The sequence below is a fragment of the Alkalihalobacillus sp. TS-13 genome, from assembly GCF_019720915.1.
Classification (GTDB): Bacteria; Bacillota; Bacilli; order Bacillales; family Fictibacillaceae; genus Pseudalkalibacillus.
In genome coordinates, this window is the sequence record NZ_JAHKSI010000001.1 from 3,298,286 (window position 1) to 3,323,208 (window position 24,923).

Genomic DNA, 24,923 nt, shown 5'->3' on the forward strand with positions numbered 1-24,923 from the left:
AAGGTTCTCACTTTACACTAGATTGAAAGGGACACAATAAAGAAAACTTCACTCAGTCAAGCCTTAGGCGTTGGCGGAGCTTAGTTGCTCGAAAAAGCAAATGCTTTGTGGTTTATTGCTTCCTAAGCCACCAGTTTATACACTTATATTGAAGTGGCTGATCCATAACACAGACATTATTATCGATGTTTTGTCTGCCTCTTTTTGTTTAAATGGATGTTCTGAGATCTTAACGGACACCAGAGCCGTTATTTGGTCACTAAATGCAGTGTTTCAGAATTTAGCGGACACCAGGGACGTTATTTGTGAACAAAAGAGCTGATTCACTAAGATTTTAATGAAATAAGAGCTCTAGTGTCCGTTATTTTTATCAATGAACAAGTTTTTGGGAAAATAAGGGCTCCTGTGTCCGCTAAGGGTTTTTCCTAAAACCGTTTCGGTGAGGAGGCTAGAGGATTACCCTACTATTACTTATGGTTCAGTCCCTTTAAACTTAAAAAGCTGACCAAAGTTAAAAACTCTGATCAGCCCTCGTATCCTTATTTATTTAAATTAGTAGCTGCATTCACGAATTCTCTGAATAACGGCTGTGGTTTTGTCGGTCTTGAGATGAATTCAGGATGGAACTGTGAAGCTACGAACCATGGATGATCCTTCAACTCGATGATTTCGGCAAGACGGCCGTCCGGGCTTGTCCCTGAGAACAAGAAACCAGCGTTCTCCATTTGTTCGCGGTACTCATTATTGAACTCAAAACGATGGCGGTGACGTTCATAGACGACCTCTTCGTTATAAGCCGCAAATGCATTGGTACCCTTTTTAAGCTTACAAGGGTAAAGGCCTAAACGTAATGTTCCACCCAAATCTTCAACATCCTTCTGCTCCGGCAGCAAGTCGATTACTGGGTGCGTTGATGCTGGATCGATTTCAGCAGAATGCGCATCTTCATATCCTAAAACATTACGTGCAAATTCTACGGATGCGAGTTGCATACCAAGACAGATTCCGAACATTGGTACGTTGTTTTCACGCGCATAGCGGATCGCTGAAATTTTCCCTTCGATGCCACGGTCTCCAAAACCTCCTGGCACAAGGATTCCGTCAGCGTCTTCTAGGAGTTCCTTCACGTTTTCATCTGTCACTTCTTCTGAATTGACCCAATGGATATCAATGTCTGTATCAAACTCGTAACCTGCATGACGAAGGGATTCTACAACAGAAATATATGCATCTGGTAATGCGACATATTTTCCTACGATCGCTATTTTCGTCTTGTTCTTCAAGTTCGTAACGCGAGTGACAAGCTCTTTCCAATCCTCCATATCCGCTTCTTTACAGTTCAGCTTCAAATGATTACATGTGATTTGGTCCAGTTTTTGTGCTTGTAAGGCAAGAGGAACTTCATACAACGTATCGGCATCCATCGCTTCAATAACCGCATCAGGGTTGATGTCACAGAATAATGCGATCTTGTCTTTCATCTCCTGTGGAAGCGGCATTTCGTTCCGAACAACGATGACATTCGGCTGGATCCCAAGACTGCGCAGTTCTTTTACACTGTGCTGAGTCGGCTTCGTCTTCATTTCACCTGCAGCTTTTATATAAGGAACAAGCGTACAGTGGATGTACATGACGTTTTCAACACCGATATCACTCTTGATCTGGCGGATCGCTTCCAAGTATGGAAGACTTTCAATATCACCGACCGTACCACCGATTTCTGTAATGACCACATCGGCATTCGTTTCACGTCCAGCACGGAATACACGTTCTTTGATTTCGTTCGTGATATGCGGAATGACTTGAACCGTTCCGCCAAGGTAATCCCCGCGGCGCTCTTTTTTCAAGACAGTCGAATAAATTTTCCCTGTCGTAACGTTGCTGTATTTATTTAAATTGATATCGATGAAACGCTCATAGTGACCTAAATCCAGGTCTGTTTCAGCTCCATCATCCGTAACGAATACTTCCCCATGCTGATATGGACTCATCGTTCCTGGATCAACGTTGATGTATGGATCGAACTTTTGAATCGTCACATTCACTCCACGGTTTTTCAGAAGACGTCCCAGCGAGGCTGCCGTAATGCCTTTTCCTAGAGATGAAACTACCCCACCGGTTACAAAGATATACTTTTTCGTCATGTTGGTTCCCCCTTTGAGATCAATATGTTTGATTTGTTCTTTTGCCTGTTCACAATGTACCTGTAATAAAACGGGAGTGCTTTATCTGTTCAGCTCTGTTAGATAGTATTCTCATCCATGTAAAACTTAACAGCTTCAAATCGATGTGTTGGTGTTTGCGGAAACCAACAGAGTCGGATAAAAGAAAACTCTAACCAACATTAACAGTTAACAAAGTCTTCGTGTAAATAAAAAAACAAAAGCGACACCTGCCCTGTATGGGGGGCGCTTTTGTTTAAGATTCGTAAAATAAAATATTAAATTCGTCATTAATTTAAGACTATAAGTAAAGCCCAAAAATGATTCTATCTACTTTCTTGTCAATTGTCAAGATGATTTATTCTTCTTCCTTTTCTTCATCATCTGCAATGTCTTCATCAGTGTCTTCTTCATCATCAGAAAGTTCTTCATCATCGAAGTCCACATATTCTTCTTCTTCATCATCAACGTCTTCAATGTCGTCATCAATATCGTCGAAGTCTTCCTCTAAATCTTCTTCAAAGTCTTCGAAATCTTCGTCGTCATCATCCAATTTCGCTTTCGCTTTTTTACGTTTCTTAGGTTTGATCGTTGTTGCCAGCTCTTCATCACTGCTTTCAACTGGGTACCATACCTTCAATCCCCATTGGTTATCCCCGACACAAACGAAACGACCATCGATATTGATGTCCGTGTAGAATTGAGCAACCCGTTGTTTTTGCTCTTCTGGGCTCAAATCTCGCATTTTAGAAACTTGCTCCATCAATTCGGTAAAAGGAGTCGGTTTCTTGTTATCTTTTAAAATATGAAATGCGATTTCAAGCATTGAAACTTCCTTTAGTTCTTCTTTAGAATACGTATCCAGCATCTACAGGCACGTCCTTTCTCTCGTTAATCAGTCGTATTGACTAATCTATAAACAAGGCTAACTTTACGAAATCGGCTTTGGGTTCTCGCCTGGATCGCTTTTCCCGCAGGAGTGTCGCGAATTTCGTTTAAGACATAGATTACCTTACCGATTTATTCAAAGCTCACCTAGCCAAAACTAACGTAATCATACCATCCATTATAAACAAATTCTCTAAAGATATGCTATAGCTCTGCACAATTTTTTCAAATTATTCAGGTGAAAAATCCTATATTGTGGTCAAATGGAGTGTAGTCTAAAAATTCGCAACTAAGTCTAAGAATTTGGAATAAGTCTAAAAATCCAGTAATAAGTCTAAAAAATCGAGTTTAAGTTTAAAAACGCAAAAGCATGTCTAAGAGTCAACATTGACTGCAAAAATGTCTACCTAACAGAACAGAAAAAGAACCACCTCGAAGAAGAATCGTTCGAGATGGTTCCTTACTATTCATTTTTCGTCAACGTCTTACATATTCCGTCGGTATTTTCCACCGACTTCGTAAAGTGCACGTGTAATCTGTCCAAGGCTTGCATGACGAACCGTCGTCATCAGCTCTTCAAACAGGTTGCCGCCTGACAGTGCTGTCTGCTTCAAGCGATGTAGTGCCTCAGTCGTTTTATCCGCATGCTTTTCCTGGAAAGAACACAAACTAGCGATTTGCTGTTCCTTTTCTTCTTTCGTGGCACGAGCCAATTGAAGGTTGAAGTCTTCTTCCGATGGTGGGTTCGGATTCAGGTACGTATTCACTCCGATGATCGGCAATGTCCCATCGTGCTTCTTCATCTCATAATACATCGACTCTTCTTGAATCTTACCGCGCTGGTATTGTGTCTCCATCGCACCGAGTACTCCGCCTCGGGAATTGATGCGTTCGAATTCCTGTAGCACTGCTTCCTCGACGAGATCCGTCAACTCTTCGATGATAAATGAACCTTGCAGCGAGTTTTCATTTTTCGCTAGGCCGAGTTCCTTTGTGATGATCATTTGGATCGCCATTGCGCGTCGTACGGATTCTTCCGTCGGTGTCGTGATCGCTTCATCATAGGAGTTCGTATGCAGCGAGTTACAGTTATCATAGATCGCCATCAAGGCTTGTAACGTCGTGCGGATATCATTGAAGTCGATTTCCTGAGCGTGCAGAGAGCGTCCTGATGTTTGGATATGATACTTCAGTTTCTGACTTCGCTCATTGGCTTTGTATTTATTTTTCATAACTGTTGCCCAGATTCTTCTCGCTACGCGACCGATGACGGTATATTCCGGATCGAGTCCGTTGCTGAAGAAGAAGGACAGGTTCGGTGCAAATGTATCGATGTCCATACCACGGCTCAAATAGTACTCTACATATGTGAAGCCGTTTGCAAGCGTAAGGGCAAGCTGAGTGATCGGGTTCGCACCTGCTTCAGCGATATGGTATCCAGAAATCGATACAGAATAGTAGTTACGGACTTTGTTGTCGATAAAATATTCCTGGATGTCCCCCATCAAACGAAGAGCAAATTCCGTTGAGAAGATACATGTGTTCTGTCCCTGGTCTTCCTTCAGAATATCCGCCTGGACGGTTCCGCGTACGACCGACAACGTCTTCGCTTTGATTTCATCCGCTTCTGCTTCAGTAGGCTTACGACCATTTTCCTCTTCAAAGCGAGCAAACTGTTGATCGACCGCTGTATTCATGTACATCGCAAGGATTATCGGCGCCGGTCCATTGATCGTCATTGAAACGGATGTCGACGGTGCAGTCAGATCGAAACCAGCATAAAGCTTTTTCATGTCTTCAAGTGTACAGATGCTGACGCCGCTTTCTCCGACTTTTCCGTAAATATCCGGACGGTAATCTGGATCTTCACCGTACAATGTCACTGAGTCGAAAGCAGTACTGAGACGCTTCGCTTCGTCATCCTTTGAAAGGTAGTGGAATCTGCGGTTCGTGCGCTCAGGAGTCCCCTCACCGGCAAATTGGCGCTTCGGATCCTCTCCTTTTCGTTTAAAAGGAAATACGCCTGCTGTGAACGGGTAGCGCCCGGGAACGTTTTCGAGCATTGACCAGCGGATGATTTCGCCCCAGTCTTTGTATTTTGGTAGTGCGACTTTAGGAATATCAAGACCCGAAAGGCTTCGTGTCTTGAGCTCTGTCACGATTTCTTTATCACGGATCTTTGTCACGAATTCATCCTTGCTGTATTGTTCTTTCAGCGTATCCCATCCATCTAGAATTTCCTTCGCTTCAGGATGGAGCTTCTTCTCGTAATCTTTTTTCATATCTGACAACGTACGGATCGTCACTTCGCCGTCCGCATTCGTTTCCTCGATCGCTTCGAGCGTTCCGTCAATCTGGAACATTTTACGTGCTGTTTCGGATTGTTCCTTCACATATTCATGATAGCCGCGTACTGTTTGCACGATTTCATTCAGATACCCGACACGGTCCGGCGGGATGATCATGTTCTGTTTTTCGACTTTCCCTTTTGTATCGAAAGACGTTTCCCAACCTAGATTGAACTTTTCATTCAAAACATTCACAAGTGCGCTGAAAAGGATGTTTGTGCCAAGGTCATTGAATTGGCTCGCGATCGTACCGAACACCGGCATGTCATCAAGATCTTTATCAAAAAGCATACGGCTGCGCTGGTATTGCTTTTTCACGTCGCGTAAGGCATCCTCTGAACCTTTACGATCGAATTTGTTGATTGCGATCAAATCTGCATAGTCGATCATATCGATTTTTTCAAGCTGGGAAGGTGCACCGAATTCGCTTGTCATCACGTACATCGATACGTCCGAGATTTCTACGATTTCAGCATTCCCTTGCCCGATTCCGCTTGTTTCAACGATGATCAGATCATAGCCCGCAGCTTTTACGACCGAAAGCGCTTCGATTATCGCTTCAGACAGTTCCGTTTTCGAACCACGTGTTGCGAGACTTCTCATGTAAACGCGCGGTGAGTGGATCGCATTCATACGGATCCGGTCTCCAAGCAGAGCTCCGCCTGTTTTCTGTTTCGTCGGATCAACGGACAGGATCGCGACTGTCTTATCCTCGAATTCATTCAAATAACGACGGACGAGTTCATCAGTTAAAGAACTTTTACCCGCTCCACCTGTTCCTGTGATTCCGAGGATAGGGACTTTATACGCCATTTCCTTCATTTGCGTAATTGCTTTTTCTGCGGTCGCAGCCATTTCCTTCTGTGTTTTTCCGAAGTTCTCCGCAACCGTGATCAATCGCGCAACTGCTCTCGGATCCTTCGACTGGAGATGCTCCATTTCATCGGTCAGATCTGAGAAAGTTGGGAAATCACAATCCTTGACCATCTGGTTGATCATGCCCTGCAGGCCGAGCGTCCGACCGTCTTCAGGTGAGAAGATACGAGCAACGCCGTACTCATGCAGTTCCTTGATTTCCTTCGGGATGATGACCCCTCCGCCACCCCCGTAGACACGAATATGCGAAGCCCCATTTTCTTTTAAAAGATCGACCATGTATTTGAAATATTCAACATGCCCGCCCTGGTAGGAGGAGACGGCGATTCCCTGGACATCCTCCTGGATGGCAGCCTGCACGACTTCATCCACGGAACGGTTATGTCCTAGATGAATGACTTCCGCTCCACTAGCCTGGATGATTCGACGCATGATGTTGATGGAAGCGTCATGACCATCGAAAAGACTTGCGGCTGTAACAAAACGAACATGGTTCTTCGGTTTGTATACTTCATTTTCCATTTTAGGCTTGCTCCTTTCTTCGGTTGGTACATTTTCAGCTTTATATATCATCGGGGGTTTCCCGATACTCTAACCAGCCCTAAACTTTACTTGCCGGCCTGCCCATCTCGATTCCGTTCAATAAGAGCTGGATTTGGAATTGTGTGTACGCTTCCAAATTATAGTTCTTCTGCAGCGCCCATCGTCTGAACGTCCACATCTGCCCCTGTATCAGAATGGTATGTGCTAGCAGGCTGACTTCCTCTTCCGATAAGGAGAGGTTACCTGCATCGACCGAGCGCTGGATCAGCTTTTCGAATATCGCTGTCATCTCGATTTCTTTACGTAAGACGTACGGCAGTGCCTCATCTGATAAGGATTTCGCTTCCTGATACATGACAAGAACCTCATCCTGCATTTCATCCATTACTTTAAAGTACGCAGCGATCGCTTCCTTGAGCCTGTTTATCCCGGGCTGATCCATGACGATCTCACTTTGCAGGCGAGTCCGGACCTCATCGTAGATTGAATCACAGACAAGATACAGCACATCTTCCTTCGAGCGGATGTACTCGTAAAGGGTACCGATGCTGAATCCAGCTGCTTTTGCGATTTCTCTTGTTGTCGTCCGATGGAATCCCTTGTCCTTGAAAAGCGTTACCGCTGCTTTCACCATTTCTTCACGACGCTTTTGTATGAGCTTCTCGTCTTTGACTAGCGAAGGTACTTTCTTTTTCCCCAACGTCATCCCTCTCTCTTAGTCGATATCGTTTATAATTCCATACGCTTTGTAGTCTCACATCTGGTTGATCGTCTAGCGTTCTTTTTTACCTATGTTAAGCTCCAACAATATGTTCGCTGCAGCAGTGTAAGGATCGATTTCTCTCCGTTCGATCTGTTCTCTCCAGTCTCCATCCAGTTGATCCTGCTCTATCTTCTTCATGAGTTCATAATGAACGACTTCCAGCACTTCATCTTGTAAAATACACGTCTTTTTACGTTTGCCTTCTCCGCTTTCCTCAAGGTACTGCAAATGCTTTCGGGCAAGCTCCCAGACGTCTTCAAGACCTTTGTTCTGTGTCGAAATTGTTTTGGCGATCGGGGGACGGTAATCCGCGTCATGCTTGACGAGATCGAGCATCCCTTCGATTTCCGTCATCAATTTCGATACTCCCGGAAGGTCTGCTTTATTGATGATGAACAGGTCCGCAATCTCCATGATTCCAGCTTTGAAAACCTGTACCACATCTCCGCTTCCTGGGTTCAAAACCACGGCTGTCGTGTCAGCCACTTTCATGATATCGAGCTCCGATTGGCCGACTCCGACCGTTTCCACAAGGATGACGTCAAAGCCATAGGCATCCATCATCCGAACCGTCTCTTTGGTGGTCCGCGCGAGTCCGCCAAGACTTCCACGGGTCCCCATACTGCGGATATACACCCCTGGATCTGTAAAATGCTCCGACATCCGTACCCGGTCCCCAAGCAATGCTCCACCGCTGAAGGGACTTGTCGGGTCGACAGCGACGATTCCGATAGTCAAATTTTTTGATCTCAAGAACTGGATGAAGCGATTGACGAGCGAGCTTTTCCCCGCACCCGGAGAACCTGTGATTCCGATGATATGAGCGCCTTTGCCCTGATCATGCAATTCTTTTAAAATCGTGAGTTTATCTGGGTGATCGTTCTCAAGGAAGCTGATTCCTCTCGCTAACGCTCTCACGTCTTTTTCAACTATTTTCTTGGCGAGGTCATGCATGGGTGGTCCTCCTCGTTCGTCAATACTGCTATCAATCTGCCAAAAGCATTCTCGAAATGACAAGTCGCTGGATTTCGTTCGTTCCTTCGTAGATTTGAGTGATTTTCGCATCACGCATGTAACGTTCTACCGGATAGTCCTTTGTATAGCCATAACCACCATACACTTGTACCGCTTCTGTCGTCACTTCCATCGCGATATCACCGGCAAACAGCTTCGACATCGCGGACTCTTTACCATATGGCATGCCTTCGCTCTCTCTCCAAGCTGCTTGATAGGTTAAAAGTCTTGCCGCTTCAACCTTCGTTGCCATGTCCGCTAATTTAAACCCGATTCCCTGCTGTAAACCGATTGGCTTACCGAACTGCTGGCGCTCTTTCGCGTAGCTGGTTGAAGCGTCCAATGCACCCTGGGCGATTCCGACTGCTTGTGCTGCAATCCCGTTACGGCCGCCGTCCAGTGTCTGCATCGCGATTTTAAAACCTTCGCCTTCTTCACCTAGGCGGTTTTCCACCGGTACACGGCAATCTTCAAAAATGATCTCCAATGTCGGGGATGAACGGATGCCGAGTTTCTTTTCCTTTTTACCGAATGAGAATCCAGGCGTTCCTTTTTCCACGATGAATGCGGAGATCCCTTTATGCTTCTTCTCAGCATCGGTTACTGCGAACACGACATAAATTTCAGCGTCTCCACCGTTCGTGATGAAGATTTTTGAGCCGTTCAACACATACTCATCGCCATCAAGATGGGCTGTCGTTTTCATTTTTGCCGCGTCAGATCCGGATCCCGGTTCAGTCAGACCGTATGCACCAAGCTTTTTCCCTTCAGCCATAGGACGTAGGAATTTCTGCTTCTGCTCTTCTGTACCGAACTTATAGACCGGCCAGCCTGCAAGTGACGTATGTGCAGATAGGGTTACCCCTGTCGACGCACAGACACGTGATAATTCTTCTACCGCAATGACGTAGCTCATGTAATCCGAACCGATTCCGCCGTATTCTTCCGGCCAAGGAATACCTGTAAGACCGAGCTCTGCCATCTGATCAAATAGCGAACGGTCGAAGCGTTCTTCCTCGTCACGTTCTGCAGCTGTCGGTTCCACCTCGTTCTTCGCAAAATCACGGACCATCTTTCTAAGCATTTCATGTTCTTCTGAAAGTTGAAATTGCATGCTTCCCTCTCCCTTATCCACTGAGTTTTTCTCGATTTATTTGACCACTTTCTGGGTTAATCTGTTCAGTTCTTACGTTAATCTGTTCACTTTTCATGTTAATCTGTTCATTTAATGAAATCGGCTAAACCCGTCACATCTTGCGCCTGTGGTGACTCGGCGTAAAATCACTACGAAGTTGATCAATTCAGAAATCTTGTGACAACGCCGGTACTAGAACACCCTGTACGTCGGAGGACCGGAAAAACCAAGTAACGATGAAATTCGAAGTTTATCATTCGCCGAATCAGCTGTTCATCAAATGCTTGCTGATCACCAATCTCTGTATCTCACTCGTGCCTTCATAGATTTCACAGACTTTCGCATCGCGGAAGAGACGCTCGACAGGGTATTCCTTCGTATAGCCATAACCGCCGTGTACTTGGACTGCTTCAATCGCCGCTTTGGTCGCAATGGTTGAGGCGAAGAGCTTCGCCATGGAGGCATCCTTTCCGCAAGGTTTGCCGAGTGATTTCAGATTCGCAGCTTTATAGGTCATTAGTTTTGCACCTTCAACGTGGGTTGCCATGTCAGCAAGTTTAAATCCGACGCCTTGCTGCAAGCCAATCGGCTTACCAAACTGCTGACGTTCTTTTGCATAGACGGTGGAGTACTCAAGAGCCGCTTCAGCGATTCCCAGTGCCTGAGCAGCGATTCCGATCCGACCGATATCAAGGTTCGCCATCGCGATTTTAAAGCCCATTCCTTCTTCACCAAGACGGTTTTCCACCGGGATCCGGCAATCTTCGAAGATAAGCTGACTTGTGTTCGAACCGTTCAGCCCCATCTTTTTCTCTTTCTTACCGACTTCAAAGCCTGGTGTATCTTTTTCAACGATAAAAGCTGCAATACCACGGCTTCCTTCACCAGGATCCGTCGATGCAAAAACGATATAGACATCCGCTTCTCCAGTGTTCGTGATGAAAACCTTCGATCCGTTCAGAATGTAATGATCTCCATCTCGGACAGCCCTTGTCTTCAATCCGCCTGCATCGGACCCAGCGCTCGGTTCTGTCAGCCCGAATGCCCCAAGATATTGGCCACCCGCGAGCTTCGGCACATATTTTTTCTTCTGTTCTTCAGTTCCGAAGTAATAGATCGGATTCGTCCCTACAGATGTATGCACCGATAAAATGACGCCGACTGTTGCACTGACCCTTGAAAGTTCATTGATCGCGATGATATAGGATGTAAAATCCATCCCTGCCCCACCGTATTCTTCAGGAATCGGAATGCCCATCAACCCGAGCTCACCCATTTTATCAATGACTGCTCTTGGGAATTCGTCCTTTTCATCCATCTCCTCTAAAATAGGGCGGATTTCCGCTTCAGCAAAATCGCGGACCATCTTACGCATCATCTCTTGTTCTTCCGTAAAACGAAGATTCATCGTCCTCCCCCTTTCTATGCACAAAATGCCTAGTTGTACTCATAAAATCCTTTTCCGGTTTTCTTCCCTAGCCAGCCTGCTTTCACATATTTACGCAGCAATGGACATGGGCGGTATTTATCGTCACCGAAACCTTCGTGAAGCGTTTCCATAATATACAGACATGTATCCAGGCCGATGAAATCAGCAAGTGTCAACGGTCCCATTGGGTGATTCATACCAAGTTTCATCACTTCATCAATCGCTTCAGGCTCAGCCACACCTTCATACACTGTGTAGATCGCTTCATTGATCATCGGCATCAGGACACGGTTTGACACGAATCCTGGGAAGTCATTCACTTCAACAGGTACTTTATTGAGTGATTTCGTCGTATCTTCAATCATTTTATATGTTTCATCCGTTGTAGCGAGCCCGCGAATGATCTCAACAAGCTTCATGACCGGTACCGGGTTCATGAAATGCATTCCAATCACTTTTTCCGGACGATTTGTCGCCGCTGCGATTTCTGTAATCGGTAACGATGATGTATTCGTCGCAAGAATTGCATGTTCGGGAGCGATTTCATCAAGATGCGAGAAGAGCTTGCTTTTGATGTCAATATTTTCCACAACCGCTTCGACGACAAGGTCGACATCCGATGCGTTATTCAAATCAGTAGAAAGTGTCAAACGGCTTATAACCGCATCCGCCGCTTCTCTCGTCATCCGCTCTTTTTCCACTTGTCGGTTCATGTTCTTCGTTATATAAGCCATTCCTTTTTGTACAATATCTTCTTTCAAGTCATGTAAAACCACGTTGAAATCCGCTTGAGCGAAAACCTGTGCGATTCCTGCTCCCATCTGTCCTGCTCCGACTACCATTACTTTTTTGATTTGCATGTGGATCCTCCTCGTTTATTGCTTTTCTACTTCGACCATGACAGCATCGCCTTGACCACCGCCGCTGCAAATGGCTGCGATTCCGATTCCACCGCCGCGACGTTTCAATTCATGGATTAACGTGATGATGATTCTTGCTCCGCTTGCCCCGATCGGGTGACCGAGTGCGACCGCACCACCGTTGACGTTCACTTTTTCTGCGTCAAGCTCTGCGATTTGCGAGCTGACAAGAGCTACTGCGGCAAATGCTTCGTTCACTTCGAACAGGTCGATTTCCTCTAATGATTTTTCTGTCTTCTTTAAAAGTTCGTTGATTACAACACCCGGTGTTTGCGGGAAGTTTTCAGGTTCCATCGCGATCGCTGTATGCCCAAGGATCGTCGCCATCACTTGTTTGCCTTCTTTCTTCGCACGTTCTTCTGACATGAGAACGAGCGCTCCTGCACCATCGTTGACACCAGGTGCATTGCCGGCTGTGATCGAGCCTTGTGGGTCGAAAACCGGCTTCAGGTTTCCAAGTCGTTCGACTGTCGTGTCTTTTCGCGGTGCTTCATCTTGCTCAACGACGAGCTGATCACCTTTACGCTGCGGTACTTCCACCGTTACGATCTCTTCTGATAGCTTTCCCTCTTCAATTGCTGATACAGCACGTTGATGGCTGCGGTAAGCCCACTCATCCTGTTTTTCTCTCGTCAGACCGAATTCGTTGGCTGTCGAGTTGCCGTAATTCCCCATGTGAACACCTTTGAAGGAACATGTGAGGCCGTCAGAAACCATCGAATCGACGACTTTCGCATCACCCATCCGCAACCCCCAGCGTGCTTTCGGCATCATATACGGAGCATTGCTCATCGACTCCATACCGCCTGCAACGATCACTTCTTCATCACCAGCACGAATGATCTGGTCTGCAAGCGTAACGCTACGCAACCCAGAAGCACACACTTTGTTGATCGTTTCCGTTTTGACTTCCCACGGGATATTCGCGTAATTCGCCGCTTGACGTGAAGGGATTTGCCCTTGACCAGCCTGTAGCACGGACCCCATGATCACCTCATCGACATCCTTTGGTGAAATGCCTGCGCGTACGAGTGCTTCCTTGATTGCAACTCCTCCAAGTTGTGGTGCGGTGAGTGAACTGAGTGCGCCACCGAACTTGCCGAATGGCGTCCTCACACCACTAACGATTACTGTTTTTCCCATGTGTAACTCCTCCTTTTTTTTCATAAAACCAGGTGGATATTTGTAAAAAGTGCGATCATTTTTGTAAAACTCCGGCTGATATTTGTAAACTAGGGTGCATATTCGTAAAACATATTTGCAAAAACGCTTCGTAATTTATAAAACTGAACTTCTTTACTACGCACACGCCGTCTTGATAACTTTCGAGCGAACGCTCAATCGGACCGCTGTCATAGAAAGAGATCAGGAGACGATTTTCACCGTCTCTGATCTTCTTTTCCTAATCCAGTCATTGCGCGATACGCTGTTTTTCATCACCCAGTACGGATTTCTCTAAAATTTCCACGACGTCTAGCGTCTGGACGTTATCTTCGACTTCCTTCGCTTTCGTTCCGTCGCTCAACATCGTCAAGCAGTAAGGACATCCGCTTCCGATCATAGTCGGATTTACTTCAAGCGCCTGCTCTGTACGTGCCACATTGACTCGGTGTCCAGCATCCTCTTCCATCCACATCATACCGCCACCAGCTCCACAGCACATTCCGTTTTGTCGGCTACGGTTCATCTCGACGACCTTGACACCCGGAATCGCTTTCAAAATGTCACGAGGTGGTTCATAAACCTCGTTGTAACGTCCGAGGTAGCAAGAATCGTGATAGGTGATCGTCTCCTCGACTTCATGCGTTGGCTTCAAGCGGCCTTCTCGAATCCATTCTGCCAATAGCTCTGTATGGTGATAGACTTCAACGCCTTCAAGACCGAAGTCAGGGTATTCATTTTTAAAAGTGTTATAGGCATGCGGGTCAATCGTGATGATCTTCTTCACATCATGCTTTTTGAACAATTCGATGTTTTTCGTCGCGATTTCCTGGAACAAGAACTCGTTTCCGATTCGACGTGGTGTGTCACCAGAGTTCTTCTCTTTGTTTCCGAGGATCGCGAACTTGATGCCAGCCGAGTTCATCATGCGAGCGAGTGACAGCGCGATTTTTTGACTGCGGTTGTCATAAGAGCCCATTGAGCTGACCCAGAAGAGGTACTCGAACTCTCCTCCTGATTTTTCAACTTCTTTTACTGTCGGGATATGGACATCTTCATGTCCGTCGCGCCAATCTTCACGTTCCTTACGACTGAGTCCCCAAGGATTTCCTTGACGTTCGATGTTTTGGATTGCACGCTGTCCATCCGCATCCATCTTTCCTTCTGTCAATACGAGGTAACGTCTCATGTCGATGATTTTGTCGACGTGTTCATTCATGACAGGGCACTGGTCTTCACAGTTACGACAAGTTGTACAAGCCCAGATTTCTTCTTCAGTAATGACATCGCCAATCAAGTCGATCGTATAATCAAATCCACGGCTGCCTTCCTCTACGGTTGCAGCTGTTTCTTGACTTCCTTTCCCTTGTGCTGCGATCGCGAGCTGGTTACCGGTCGTATTATTGAATGCGACAGCCGGAACCCACGGTGTACGTGAAGTGATCGCTGCACCCTTTTCCGTTAGATGATCACGAATTTTGATGATCAGATCCATCGGCGAAAGCATTTTTCCGGTACCCGTCGCAGGACAGACGTTTGTACAGCGTCCACATTCGACACATGCATACAAGTCGACGAGCTGTTTCTGGTTGAATTCCTCAACCTTACCGACACCGAATGTTTCTTGTGATTCATCTTCAAAGTCAATCGCTGCCAGTCTTCCCACCTTATGTGTACGACCAAGGAATACGTTGATCGGTCCTGCGATTAAATGAGCATGCTTCGATTGTGGTACGTAGACTAAGAATGTGAGCAAAATCAACAGATGGACCCACCAAGCAACATAGAATAAGACGACTGCACCGGTCTTTCCAACCCATCCGAATAAAAAGGCGATCGCACTAGCCACTGGTGCTGTCCAAGAGAGTTCAAGGTTATGCCATATGATTTCCATACCGTTTCCGAAAAGGACGGAAAGCATCAACCCTCCGATGAACAATAGGACTAGTCCAGCTTTAAATCCGCGCTTCAAACGGACGAGCTTTTCAATATAACGGCGGTAAAATGCCCAAAGCACCGCTACAAGGATCATCAGCGTCACAAACTCCTGGAATAACGTGAATGCTGGATATAACGGACCGAACGGCAGGTGCGATTCCGGTTTCAGCCCCTTCCAAATCATATCAATGGCACCGAACTGCACCATGATGAACCCATAGAACATCATGACATGGATGATGCCGCTTTTTTTATCCTTCAATAGCTTTTTTTGACCGAATACGTTCACTAAAATCGATTGAAAACGTTCTTTCATCGTATGGTCGAATTCAGCTTTCTTCCCTAGCTTGATATACTCATATCGCGTTTTCACAACATAAGCGAACAAGTATATTCCGTAAGCGGTTACAAAAAGGAATGCAAGCCAGTTAATGATCAATAATGTATCCATGACTTCGTTTAGCCCCCTTCAGTTTCTCATGTGGTTACAATAGCAAAGATTATTAGGACCTCAATTCAGAATGAAACTAATTTTCTGACATTATTATAGCATAGATTTTAATGAATGAGCATTCAGTCGACGAAATTTTTCCGAAAAATTTCAAATCTCTTTTGTATGCCTTCATCCGCATTTTTTGATAGATAAGGCTTGGATTGGGAATAGTAAGAGCACAAATCGTCTGTAATTCGGGGTGTGCTGAGAAAAATGTTCATGACTATCGTTGTAATTATTGCATTGCTCATTCTTTGGGCATCGATCGACTTTTATCTAGGATGGAAAAAACACTCAAAAGATACGAATCAGCTCTATCTCCCCCCTGAACGAGGAAAAGCTGAGCTGATCTCTGAGGGAGTCCCTTTCTTTTCAAAATTATTTTCCGACTTGAAGGAAGCAGAATCTTTCATTTACGTTCAGTTTTATATCATCCGAAATGATCCGCTTGGGCAAGAATTGTTCCAAATCTTGAAAAAGAAAGCTTCTGAGGGTGTGGCTGTTTATTTAGTGTTTGATGCGATCGGAAGTTACCAATTGCCTAAAAAAACACTTGAGAACCTCAAATCCTACGGGATCAGAATATTGCAGACCGAACCACCGCGTCCCCCTTTTCTTTTTTATACATTCAACCGTCGGAACCATCGGAAAATCACAGTGGTCGATGGAACGATCGCTTATATTGGCGGGTATAACATCGGTGAAGAATACATCGGAAAAAATCCAAAGCTTGGTCATTGGCGGGACTATCATTTGAGATTGACCGGAAAGGTTGTCGAGCAATTCGTTAAATTGATCCAATGGGATTGGAAGGAATCAACGGGGGAATCTCTTGAGATCACACCTCTAGCGACTGAGGATACTGGCGATGAAGAGTTCGCATTGCTTGCGACCAACGGTGAACATATGGAAGACTTCTTTTTGAACAAAATCGAGGAAGCGGAAAAATCGATTTTCATCGGTTCACCATATTTTATCCCCGGGAAGAGACTTGTCCAGGCATTGAAAAAAGCAAGCAAAAAGGGGATTAGAGTGACGATCTTGATTCCAATGCGATCCGATCACCCTTTCGTGAAGGAAGCAGCGATCCCCTATCTGCTTCCCCTCCTTGCAGCTGGTGTTGAAGTGTACCGCTATTACCCTGGCTTCTACCATTCCAAAGTCTTCTTGATCGATCGGAAGTTCTGCGATCTCGGGACAGCGAATTTCGATAAACGGAGCTTTTATTTGAACAATGAAGTGAACTGTCTCTTCACTTCAACTTCACTCATCCAAAAGATCGAAAGGGTACTCGAGTTTGATCTTCAACAATCCGAACGATTGACACTGCCGGATCTCCGTAAACGCTCAATTTTGGAAAAAGGCAAAGGATTACTGGCACTTTCAATCTCCCGCTTTCTTTAAATAAGGCTATGTTAAATAATGATGTTGATTTTCTTCGAAATTTACTCCCTTTCCGTGGGCGAACCGAGAGCTTCCTCGCTCACTTGCACGTTCTCTGCAGGTTCTCTCCTCGCTCGCTTTTCCCACAGGAGTGTCGTAAAATTCGTTAAAATCAACAAGTGAGTTAAATATAATATAAATTTGTTCTCAAAGAAGTAACTAAAACATTAACGATCGTAAAGATTCACTTTGAAATCTAAACAAAAAGGATGAAGTGTGATGTGGCTCGCATTAATTGTGGGAGCAATTGCTGGTTCGTCAGTTTTCTTTGGTGCATTTCGGTCAAAAGCTCAAAGGCGGCAGCTCCAAGTAGGATTCCTGCACCGAAAGCCATGATCATCGCAATATACTTTTCGCGGAATCAATACCGGAATCAATTATCATTGGGGTCAATATTTTACAAGAGGGTAAAATCGGCTGGTTGTTTTTCATCGCTGTTTTTATCAGCAATTTTCCTGAAGGACTTTCCAGCACAGTCGGATTAAAAAAGAACGGTTACTCACACACGAAGATTCTCAGTATGTGGGCAACCGTCTTTGTGTCGACAGGATTGAGTGCTCTTGCCGGCTATTTATTTCTAAAGAATGCGATGCCTGAAACGATTCCGGTCATCAAAGCCTTAGCAGCTGGCGGAATCACCGCGATGGTCGTTGACACGATGGTACCGGAGGCTTTCAAAAAAGGAGGGCCGCTCGTGGGTTTCATCACTTCACTTGGTCTACTGATCTCGCTTGTTCTCATTCAGCTTCAATGATCATGCGGACACCTTCGTGTGCTGTTGTACATATTTCGGAACGGAGTCTTTCACCACGACTGTATTCGCAATGACATCGTGCAATGATTTGCGATCAGGCCGTATCATCATCATTCCTATACTGACGAGAAGCAGCCCCCCAAAAGAAATCACGTAAAAGAATGGAACAACTCCATATCGGAGGACCATACATAAAATTCCGGGATCGGTCCCTTTACGCATTTCGATACGAATCCCAGCCATCCATTTTCCAATCGTGTATCCACCGGTCAAAACCGGAATGATCACCCAATAAAATATTTCTACACCAACCGTGATCCAGTCCCCTCTCCAAGCCCCGGAAACGAGATAACTGATTACACTTAAAGGAGCCGTTACGACAACCAGATCTACAATCATAGCCAATGCACGCTGCGATAAAGATGCATATACTTGGACACTAGGGCGTCGATGCTTCTTCACTTCGTCCATCCGCTTCTCCTCCTAATAGACAGCTTGTTAAACTACTGTATGCGATTGACTGGAAAGATATTTCGGCATCTTATTTTCGAACTGATGAATTCATGGACTAGTTGGTTGAAGATGTTCCACTTACGTATCGGCACCTCGTGGAATGCATTCTTGACGATGGCGATGTGTGGCTGCTGCAAATGGTGTCTGTACACTTCTTCAAAGATTTTGATATGCACGACACGATCTCCATAAATGACGAGTACCGGAACTGTTATGCGTGATAATTGATCCAGGCAGGAATAGGTGTATGAGGCTTGATAAAAATCGTACCAATTTTTCCGATTTGTCTTCCTCACTGTTTTCCACAGGAGCTCTTGTTCTTCCTTCTTTTTCCCATGACTTATCACTAAAATTTTCGAAAGAAGAGCAGGAGAAAATTCCAATAGCTTCATCCCTGCAAGGAATTCGGCTTTCAAGAATGTTTTCACATAAGGAAAACCTCCGCTTAAAATGAGACCGAGAACTCGCTCTGGATGTGTGATCGCAAAATGCTGTACGACCGATCCAGCTGCCGAATACCCACAAATGACCGCTTTTTCCACTTGCAATTGATCTAGCAATCGAAGCAATTCCTCAGTCAGACTTTCGATTGTGACTTGTCCATTTGCCGGGTCACTGAATCCGTGCCCACACATATCATAGGTGATGATCCGGTAAGAGGAGGATAGGTGTGACTGATACATGAACACACTTTTCCCAAGTCCAGGAGGATGAAGGAAAACGATCGGAATCCCCTCACCCTTATCTTCTACACTTATTTTACGGTCTAATACCAATTGAACAGACATCTCGGTTATCCCCTTTTCATCTGGCTCTGCAACAACGTTTTGGTTTCATATCAATTCAAAGGCCGCGAACGTTGATGGCAGTGGTTATCCATTTAATAGCAGAGGCATTACCGTTATGACGAACTTATAGCCGAGATAGATTCCAACAATCCCAAGGATGCCTGCAAGTGCTGGCGGAGCAGGGATCGGAAGCTTGAATGAGGCGAATACGACTCCAACAATGAAGCCGCACAATATCGATAATAATGCAATTTTCATATGATAACTCCTCCAGTGTATATCATCCGCTTTGTTATGTAATTGTTGATTCAGAAATTCACTCCCTTTCCGCGGGCAACGAAAAGCGGAAGCGACCCGATTAGTCACGTAGGTCACTGGAAAACTGACGAGAAGGCTGTCGCCGCCGCAGGAAGGTTGAAGTGATCCAAGTGACTGAGCAAGACATCACTTCCCTGTATTACCCACCTCCGCAAGCCTCCTCACTTGCACAGGATCTCGATACCTTCTGCTGACTTCGACGTTCACACACAGGACGTACTTGTATAGGATGTACTGTTTTTCAACGTTCACCATAGGACGTGGTGGTATTTAGTCGAAGTTCATTATTATAAGTCGAAAATCCTTTTAAAACTGTGCGGTCTCGCCTGGCTCGCCTTTCCCGCTGGAGTGTCGCGAATTTCACTTAAGAAAATTCTCAATTTATCAACATTACAATTTCACAAAGGCTTTCTTTAAAAAGATAATGCTCCCTGTCATTTAGTATGACAGAGAGCATTGTGAAATATGTCCTTACATTTTTTCTGGAGCGGAAACACCAATCAATTCTGTTCCGTTCTTGATCGTTTGCTGCACTGCTTTCATCAATGCATATCTTGCCTTGCTTTGTTCAGGGTTTTCATCATCAAGAACCCGTTCTGCGTTATAAAAGCTGTGGAGTGTCGATGCAAGCTCAAACAAATAGTTCGTCATCCGTTGCGTCGACAAGGACAATGCAGCCTCTTCTACCGCTTCAGGAAACTCACCTAATTTTTTCAACAGATCATATTCTTTTTCCGAGCGAATCGTGGAAAAGTCCACTTGTTCTTCGAATGAATATCCTTTTTCTTTTCCTTGACGAAGCATGCTGCATACGCGGGCATGCGCATATTGGATGTAATAGACCGGGTTTTCGTTTGAACGGGATACAGCAAGATCCATATCGAAATCGAGATGGGAATCGGAGCTGCGCATTGCGAAGAAATACCGCATTGCATCAACACCGACTTCATCCATCAGTTCCCTTAACGTGACAGCTTTACCAGTCCGTTTACTCATCTTCACTTTTTCACCGTTTTGGAAAAGACTGACCAGCTGGATGATCTGTACTTCGAGCTGTTCACGCTCATAGCCAAGCGCCTCAACTGCAGCCTTCATACGCGGGATATAACCGTGATGGTCTGCACCCCATATATTGATCACTGTTTCAAAGCCTCGCTTGAACTTATCGAAGTGATACGCCATGTCAGGTGTCAAATACGTATAAGTCCCATCATTTTTGATCAGTACCCGATCTTTGTCGTCTCCATAATCGGTTGTCCTGAACCACATCGCGCCATCTTTCTCATAGGTGACGTCTTTTTCCTTCAGCAATTCAAGTGTTTCATCGATTTTACCAGATGTATAGAGAGATGTTTCTGAATACCATTCATCGAAAAGGACACGGAATGCTGCCAGATCTTCCTTGATTTTCTCAAGCTGTTTTTCAAGTCCATATTCCAAGAAGAATCGTAAGCGTTCTTCCTGGTTCAAGGTGACATATTTGTCGCCATCCTTTTCTGCTACCTCTTCTGCAAACTTGATGATATCTTTGCCGTAGTATCCGTCTTCCGGCATCTCAGCTTCATGGCCGAGTGCCTCTAGATAACGGGCTTCAAGGGATAATGCCAGATTGTGAATTTGATTCCCGGCATCATTGATATAATATTCCCGTGAAACATCATAACCTGCTTTATCGAGTATGTTACAAAGAGTATCTCCTACGGCTGCTCCGCGTGCATGACCGAGATGCAGGCTTCCGGTCGGGTTTGCGGAAACGAATTCGATCTGGACCTTCTTGCTCTGTCCTGTTTCAGTCTCCCCGTATTTATCGCCTGCTTCGATGATTGCAGGGATCAGGCCTGTCAAGTAGTGGTTGTCCAGGTAAAAATTGATGAAACCAGGTCCTGCAATTTCGATTTTTTCAATCGATGCTTTCGTCTGATCGAAGTTCGCAACTATTTCTTCAGCGATCTGGCGTGGTGCTTTTTTTGCAATACGGGCGAGCTGCATCGCCATGTTCGTCGCAAAATCTCCATGATCCTTGTTCTTCGGAAGTTCAAGAACGACTTCTGGGAGCTGATCTTCTGCTGCTAAACCTGCTTTTACGACCGAATCGGCGATTTCGTTTTTCAATTGTTCCTTCACCTGTTCTACAATCGTCATCTTTCTTCCCCTCTCAGCTTGATAAGCATTTGGTGGTAACCGGACTCTTCACCCTGGAAGAGCACCTGATAATCCAATGATAAATGACCCTTCTTTTCTGCTTCGTTCCAATCGAAATCCACCTTCTCCGTCCGGGTAGCGATCTGGATCGGACCATAAGGGCTTTCATAGGTACCTTCCTTCTCAACTCCTGGCGCGAACCGCTGTCGCATCGAAACTGCTCCTTGGCGGATGATGGTGATATCATCGTTTTGAATTTTTATCGTCGTGTTCACTTTGTCCGTCCCATTGATTACTTCTTCATAGCGAAGGTAGACAGTATCATTTTTCCTGTATAACGTTCCACTCGAAGATAATGAAGTATCTTCTGTTGCACCTGACTCGGTGATTTTCGTATGTAGATCCACTTCGATAGGTATCGTTATATCCACACTGTTCACATCCTTCTCTTCATTAACTTACCCATTATAATAAAAAAGCGCCTCCTCTTTCAAGGTTCAGCGTTAAGACGTTTCATCGGAAAATTTTACTATAAATTAAACTCTATTCTTCTTATCGGGTGATTTCTGCTCCGTATCGGGGGGCGATACGCGGGAAATCGCTCCCGTATCGGGTAGCGATATGCAAGGATATCCATTAACCTTCAACTGGAAGTGGCAGGACTACCTCTACTGTGGTACCTTCCTCGTCACTGCTGGAAAAATGGATCGTTCCTTTATGATCCTTGATGATCTTGAAACTGACCATCAATCCCAAGCCTGTGCCTTTTTCTTTTGTCGTATAAAAAGGTTCTCCGAGTCTCGACATGCGGTCCTTTGGAATGCCCGGACCCTGGTCTTTGATTCTGACAAGCAACCAATTATATATCGCCACCTAACTAATTAGACCTTGCAATGAATCTCCTTCCCGTACTTCCCATTTGTCATAAAGCAATAATATTGGTTGAAAATTGTTGTTTCTCGCGGTGATCAGACGTCATTCAAAAATTAACGGACACTACAGACGTTATTTGTGGCAAATTGGAGGGTTTCGGAAAATTAGCGGACACCAGGGACGCTATTTTGGAAAAAGACCCTTGTTTTCCAAAGATTTCGGGATAATAAGGTCTCTGGTGTCCGCTATTGTTAAAAAACATGGTCTTTCGAAGCAAATAACGGCTCTGGTGTCCGTAAACTTCCTTGCCGCAAATTTCGCTGGGCACAGGCTAACCTTTCCAGCATGACATGATATGAAAAAACCCTTCCAGAAAGAGTTCATCTTTCTAAAAGGGCTTCAAACTCAAACAAACTTATTTCACCCAGCCTAGAAGCATTTCTCTAATGAATTTGCTTGCGGCGATTGGCGTTTGTTCGGAATGATCATAAACCGGTGCGACTTCGACAAGGTCTGCACCGATAACTTTCACATCTGACTTTGCAATCAACACGATCGCTTCCAAAAGTTCTTTCGAAGTGATGCCACCCGCTTCCGCTGTTCCTGTTCCTGGTGCATGCGCAGGGTCGAGCACATCGATATCGATCGTCACATACACATTGCGACCAGCAAGCTGTGGCAGTACTGTCTTCAACGGTTCTGCCACATCGAATTTCGCCAGATACATGCCTGACTCTTTCGCATACTGGAATTCCTCTTTCATTCCTGAACGGATTCCGAACGAATAGACATTCTCCGGTCCGATGAGCTCACTTGCTTTTCGAATCGGTGTCGAATGGGATAAAGGTTCCCCTTCGTAGTCTTCGCGCAGATCCGTATGGGCATCGATATGGATGACTGCAAAATTCTCGTACTTTTTATGGAGTGCTTTAAAGACCGGCCATGAAACGAGGTGCTCCCCGCCGATTCCGAGCGGAAACTTCCCCGCATCTAAAATTTTCCCTACATATTCCTCGATCATATCGATACTGCGCTGCGGATTTCCGAACGGCAGCGGAATGTCCCCTGCATCGTAAAATCGTACTTCCTCAAGCTCACGATCCATGTACGGGCTATATTCTTCGAGGCCGAGTGAGACTTCACGGATTTTAGCAGGACCGAATCGTGAACCAGGACGGAAGCTGACCGTCCAGTCCATGGGCATCCCGTAAATGACCGCTTCACTGTCTTCGAAACTAGGATGACTCTTTATGAACACATTTCCTGAATAAGCTTCTTCAAATCGCATGGCTGCCTCCTACTTAACTAAGTCCCGGACGAATTTAGGGAGTGTGAATGCGGCTGTATGCAATTCTTTTGTATAGTACTTCGTGTCGATCTCATGAAAACGTTCTTCATCCACTTTCAAAGGATCTTGTACTTTCGATCCGATTGTGAACGTCCACAAACCGCTTGGATATGTCGGGATGTTCGCGGTATAAAGCCGCGTTACAGGGAAAATCTCTTTCACATCACGGTGCACTTGAGAAATGAGATCCGCTTTAAACCAAGGGTTGTCGGTCTGCGCAACGAATACACCGTCTTCTTTCAAGGCTTTTGAAATCCCTTCATAGAAACCTTTTTCAAACAATTTAGCTGCTGGACCGACCGGCTCAGTCGAATCGACCATGATGACATCGTACTCGTTTTCACTTTTCGCGATGTGCATGAATCCGTCATCCACTTGAACGTCAACACGTGGATCATCCAGGTCCCCAGCAATTTCAGGCAGATACTTTTTCGAATACTCGATGACTTTTCCATCGATTTCGACAAGGACTGCTTTCTCCACAGAAGAATGCTTCAACACTTCGCGGATTACACCGCCATCTCCACCGCCGACAACAAGAACGTGTTTCGGATTCGGGTGTGTAAAAAGAGGAACGTGAGCGACCATTTCGTGATAGACAAATTCATCCTTCTGGGTCGTCATGACCATACCATCAAGGACAAGCATGTTACCAAACTCTTCTGTTTCGATCATGTCCAAACGCTGAAAATCCGTTTGTTCCGTATGTAATGTCTGCTTGATTTTCGCAGTGATGCCGAACTTCTCTGTTTGCTTTTCGGTATACCATAATTCCATTCCATTCACCTCATTTTTATTTCTTAAGCTTTGCTAAATTTTATTTTTGATTAGGAAATTTCTTAGAAATCAACAATTAAGTAACTGTGCCACTTCTTAAAATCTTATTTCGCATTGTATCACAAGAATTTGGCCAGTTTCGAATCCATTCATACTATGTTCCATAATCTATTATCTATTGTCCGTTTCCCCAGCCATTCATTTGAAACTTCCAAATTCATGATGTGCAAGAAAAGTATACTCGATTGCCCTATTTTTGCAAGAGAATTTTATAGCTGAATTTTAACAAACTCCTTC

General features: G+C 45.1%; 19 protein-coding genes and 1 pseudogene. 2 read left to right on the top strand and 18 right to left on the bottom strand.

Features of this window, described 5'->3' with window-relative positions:
• Positions 1–539 precede the first annotated feature (539 nt).
• The 10 genes from KOL94_RS15720 to KOL94_RS15765 all read right to left on the bottom strand — a co-directional run bounded on the left by KOL94_RS15720 (position 540) and on the right by KOL94_RS15765 (position 15,628).
• Positions 540–2,144: a CTP synthase gene (locus KOL94_RS15720; RefSeq protein WP_221567326.1), complete on the bottom strand. Its 1,605-nt coding sequence runs from the start codon at positions 2,142–2,144 to the stop codon at positions 540–542.
• A gap of 376 nt (positions 2,145–2,520) precedes the next feature.
• A complete protein-coding gene (rpoE, locus tag KOL94_RS15725) occupies positions 2,521–3,030 on the bottom strand; it encodes a DNA-directed RNA polymerase subunit delta (RefSeq protein WP_221567327.1) in 510 nt (169 codons plus the stop codon).
• A gap of 505 nt (positions 3,031–3,535) precedes the next feature.
• Positions 3,536–6,796 carry a fused isobutyryl-CoA mutase/GTPase IcmF gene (gene icmF, locus KOL94_RS15730; RefSeq protein ID WP_221567328.1) on the bottom strand — a complete coding sequence of 1,087 codons (3,261 nt, stop codon included), beginning with the start codon at positions 6,794–6,796 and terminating at the stop codon, positions 3,536–3,538.
• Positions 6,797–6,875: 79 nt separating this feature from the next.
• Positions 6,876–7,517 carry a TetR/AcrR family transcriptional regulator gene (locus KOL94_RS15735; protein WP_221567329.1) on the bottom strand — a complete coding sequence of 214 codons (642 nt, stop codon included), beginning with the start codon at positions 7,515–7,517 and terminating at the stop codon, positions 6,876–6,878.
• 72 nt (positions 7,518–7,589) lie between these two features.
• The gene (gene meaB / locus KOL94_RS15740; RefSeq protein ID WP_221567330.1) at positions 7,590–8,534 is read right to left on the bottom strand and encodes a methylmalonyl Co-A mutase-associated GTPase MeaB; all 945 of its coding nucleotides are present in this window, start codon (positions 8,532–8,534) and stop codon (positions 7,590–7,592) included.
• Between the two features lie 31 nt (positions 8,535–8,565).
• Positions 8,566–9,708 (bottom strand): acyl-CoA dehydrogenase, encoded by a 1,143-nt coding sequence (locus KOL94_RS15745; RefSeq protein WP_221567331.1) that lies wholly within the window; start codon positions 9,706–9,708, stop codon positions 8,566–8,568.
• Positions 9,709–9,994: 286 nt separating this feature from the next.
• The gene (locus tag KOL94_RS15750) at positions 9,995–11,137 is read right to left on the bottom strand and encodes an acyl-CoA dehydrogenase (RefSeq protein WP_221567332.1); all 1,143 of its coding nucleotides are present in this window, start codon (positions 11,135–11,137) and stop codon (positions 9,995–9,997) included.
• A 29-nt stretch (positions 11,138–11,166) separates the two neighbouring features.
• On the bottom strand, positions 11,167–12,018 hold the full coding sequence (locus tag KOL94_RS15755) for a 3-hydroxybutyryl-CoA dehydrogenase (RefSeq protein WP_221567333.1): 852 nt from the start codon (positions 12,016–12,018) through the stop codon (positions 11,167–11,169).
• Positions 12,019–12,033: 15 nt separating this feature from the next.
• Positions 12,034–13,221 (bottom strand): acetyl-CoA C-acetyltransferase, encoded by a 1,188-nt coding sequence (locus KOL94_RS15760; RefSeq protein ID WP_221567334.1) that lies wholly within the window; start codon positions 13,219–13,221, stop codon positions 12,034–12,036.
• 268 nt (positions 13,222–13,489) lie between these two features.
• Positions 13,490–15,628, bottom strand: coding sequence for a (Fe-S)-binding protein (locus KOL94_RS15765; RefSeq protein ID WP_221567335.1), 2,139 nt, complete (start codon positions 15,626–15,628; stop codon positions 13,490–13,492).
• Positions 15,629–15,889: 261 nt separating this feature from the next.
• On the opposite strand from KOL94_RS15765, the gene cls reads away from it, so the two are divergent.
• Positions 15,890–17,074 carry a cardiolipin synthase gene (gene cls / locus KOL94_RS15770; protein ID WP_221567336.1) on the top strand — a complete coding sequence of 395 codons (1,185 nt, stop codon included), beginning with the start codon at positions 15,890–15,892 and terminating at the stop codon, positions 17,072–17,074.
• Positions 17,075–17,633: 559 nt separating this feature from the next.
• A complete protein-coding gene (locus KOL94_RS15775; RefSeq protein WP_221567337.1) occupies positions 17,634–17,867 on the top strand; it encodes a ZIP family metal transporter in 234 nt (77 codons plus the stop codon).
• On the opposite strand, the gene KOL94_RS15780 is transcribed toward KOL94_RS15775, so the two are convergent.
• From KOL94_RS15780 to speE, 8 genes and pseudogenes are all read right to left on the bottom strand, one after another.
• A complete protein-coding gene (locus KOL94_RS15780; RefSeq protein WP_221567338.1) occupies positions 17,868–18,338 on the bottom strand; it encodes an RDD family protein in 471 nt (156 codons plus the stop codon).
• Positions 18,339–18,370: 32 nt separating this feature from the next.
• Positions 18,371–19,168, bottom strand: coding sequence for an alpha/beta fold hydrolase (locus KOL94_RS15785; protein WP_221567339.1), 798 nt, complete (start codon positions 19,166–19,168; stop codon positions 18,371–18,373).
• Between the two features lie 84 nt (positions 19,169–19,252).
• Positions 19,253–19,426 carry a XapX domain-containing protein gene (locus KOL94_RS15790; protein WP_221567340.1) on the bottom strand — a complete coding sequence of 58 codons (174 nt, stop codon included), beginning with the start codon at positions 19,424–19,426 and terminating at the stop codon, positions 19,253–19,255.
• Between the two features lie 531 nt (positions 19,427–19,957).
• A complete protein-coding gene (gene argS / locus KOL94_RS15795) occupies positions 19,958–21,628 on the bottom strand; it encodes an arginine--tRNA ligase (protein WP_221567341.1) in 1,671 nt (556 codons plus the stop codon).
• On the bottom strand, positions 21,625–22,059 hold the full coding sequence (locus KOL94_RS15800; RefSeq protein ID WP_221567342.1) for a YwiB family protein: 435 nt from the start codon (positions 22,057–22,059) through the stop codon (positions 21,625–21,627). Before KOL94_RS15800 ends, argS begins: the two co-directional genes overlap by 4 nt.
• Positions 22,060–22,264: 205 nt before the next feature.
• Positions 22,265–22,489 (bottom strand): annotated as a pseudogene (locus KOL94_RS15805) (ATP-binding protein); the annotation flags it as partial.
• A 427-nt stretch (positions 22,490–22,916) separates the two neighbouring features.
• Complete coding sequence (gene speB, locus KOL94_RS15810; RefSeq protein ID WP_221567344.1) at positions 22,917–23,789, bottom strand: agmatinase; 873 nt, start codon at positions 23,787–23,789, stop codon at positions 22,917–22,919.
• A 9-nt stretch (positions 23,790–23,798) separates the two neighbouring features.
• Positions 23,799–24,626 carry a polyamine aminopropyltransferase gene (gene speE / locus KOL94_RS15815; protein WP_221567345.1) on the bottom strand — a complete coding sequence of 276 codons (828 nt, stop codon included), beginning with the start codon at positions 24,624–24,626 and terminating at the stop codon, positions 23,799–23,801.
• Between the last annotated feature and the right edge of the window lie 297 nt (positions 24,627–24,923).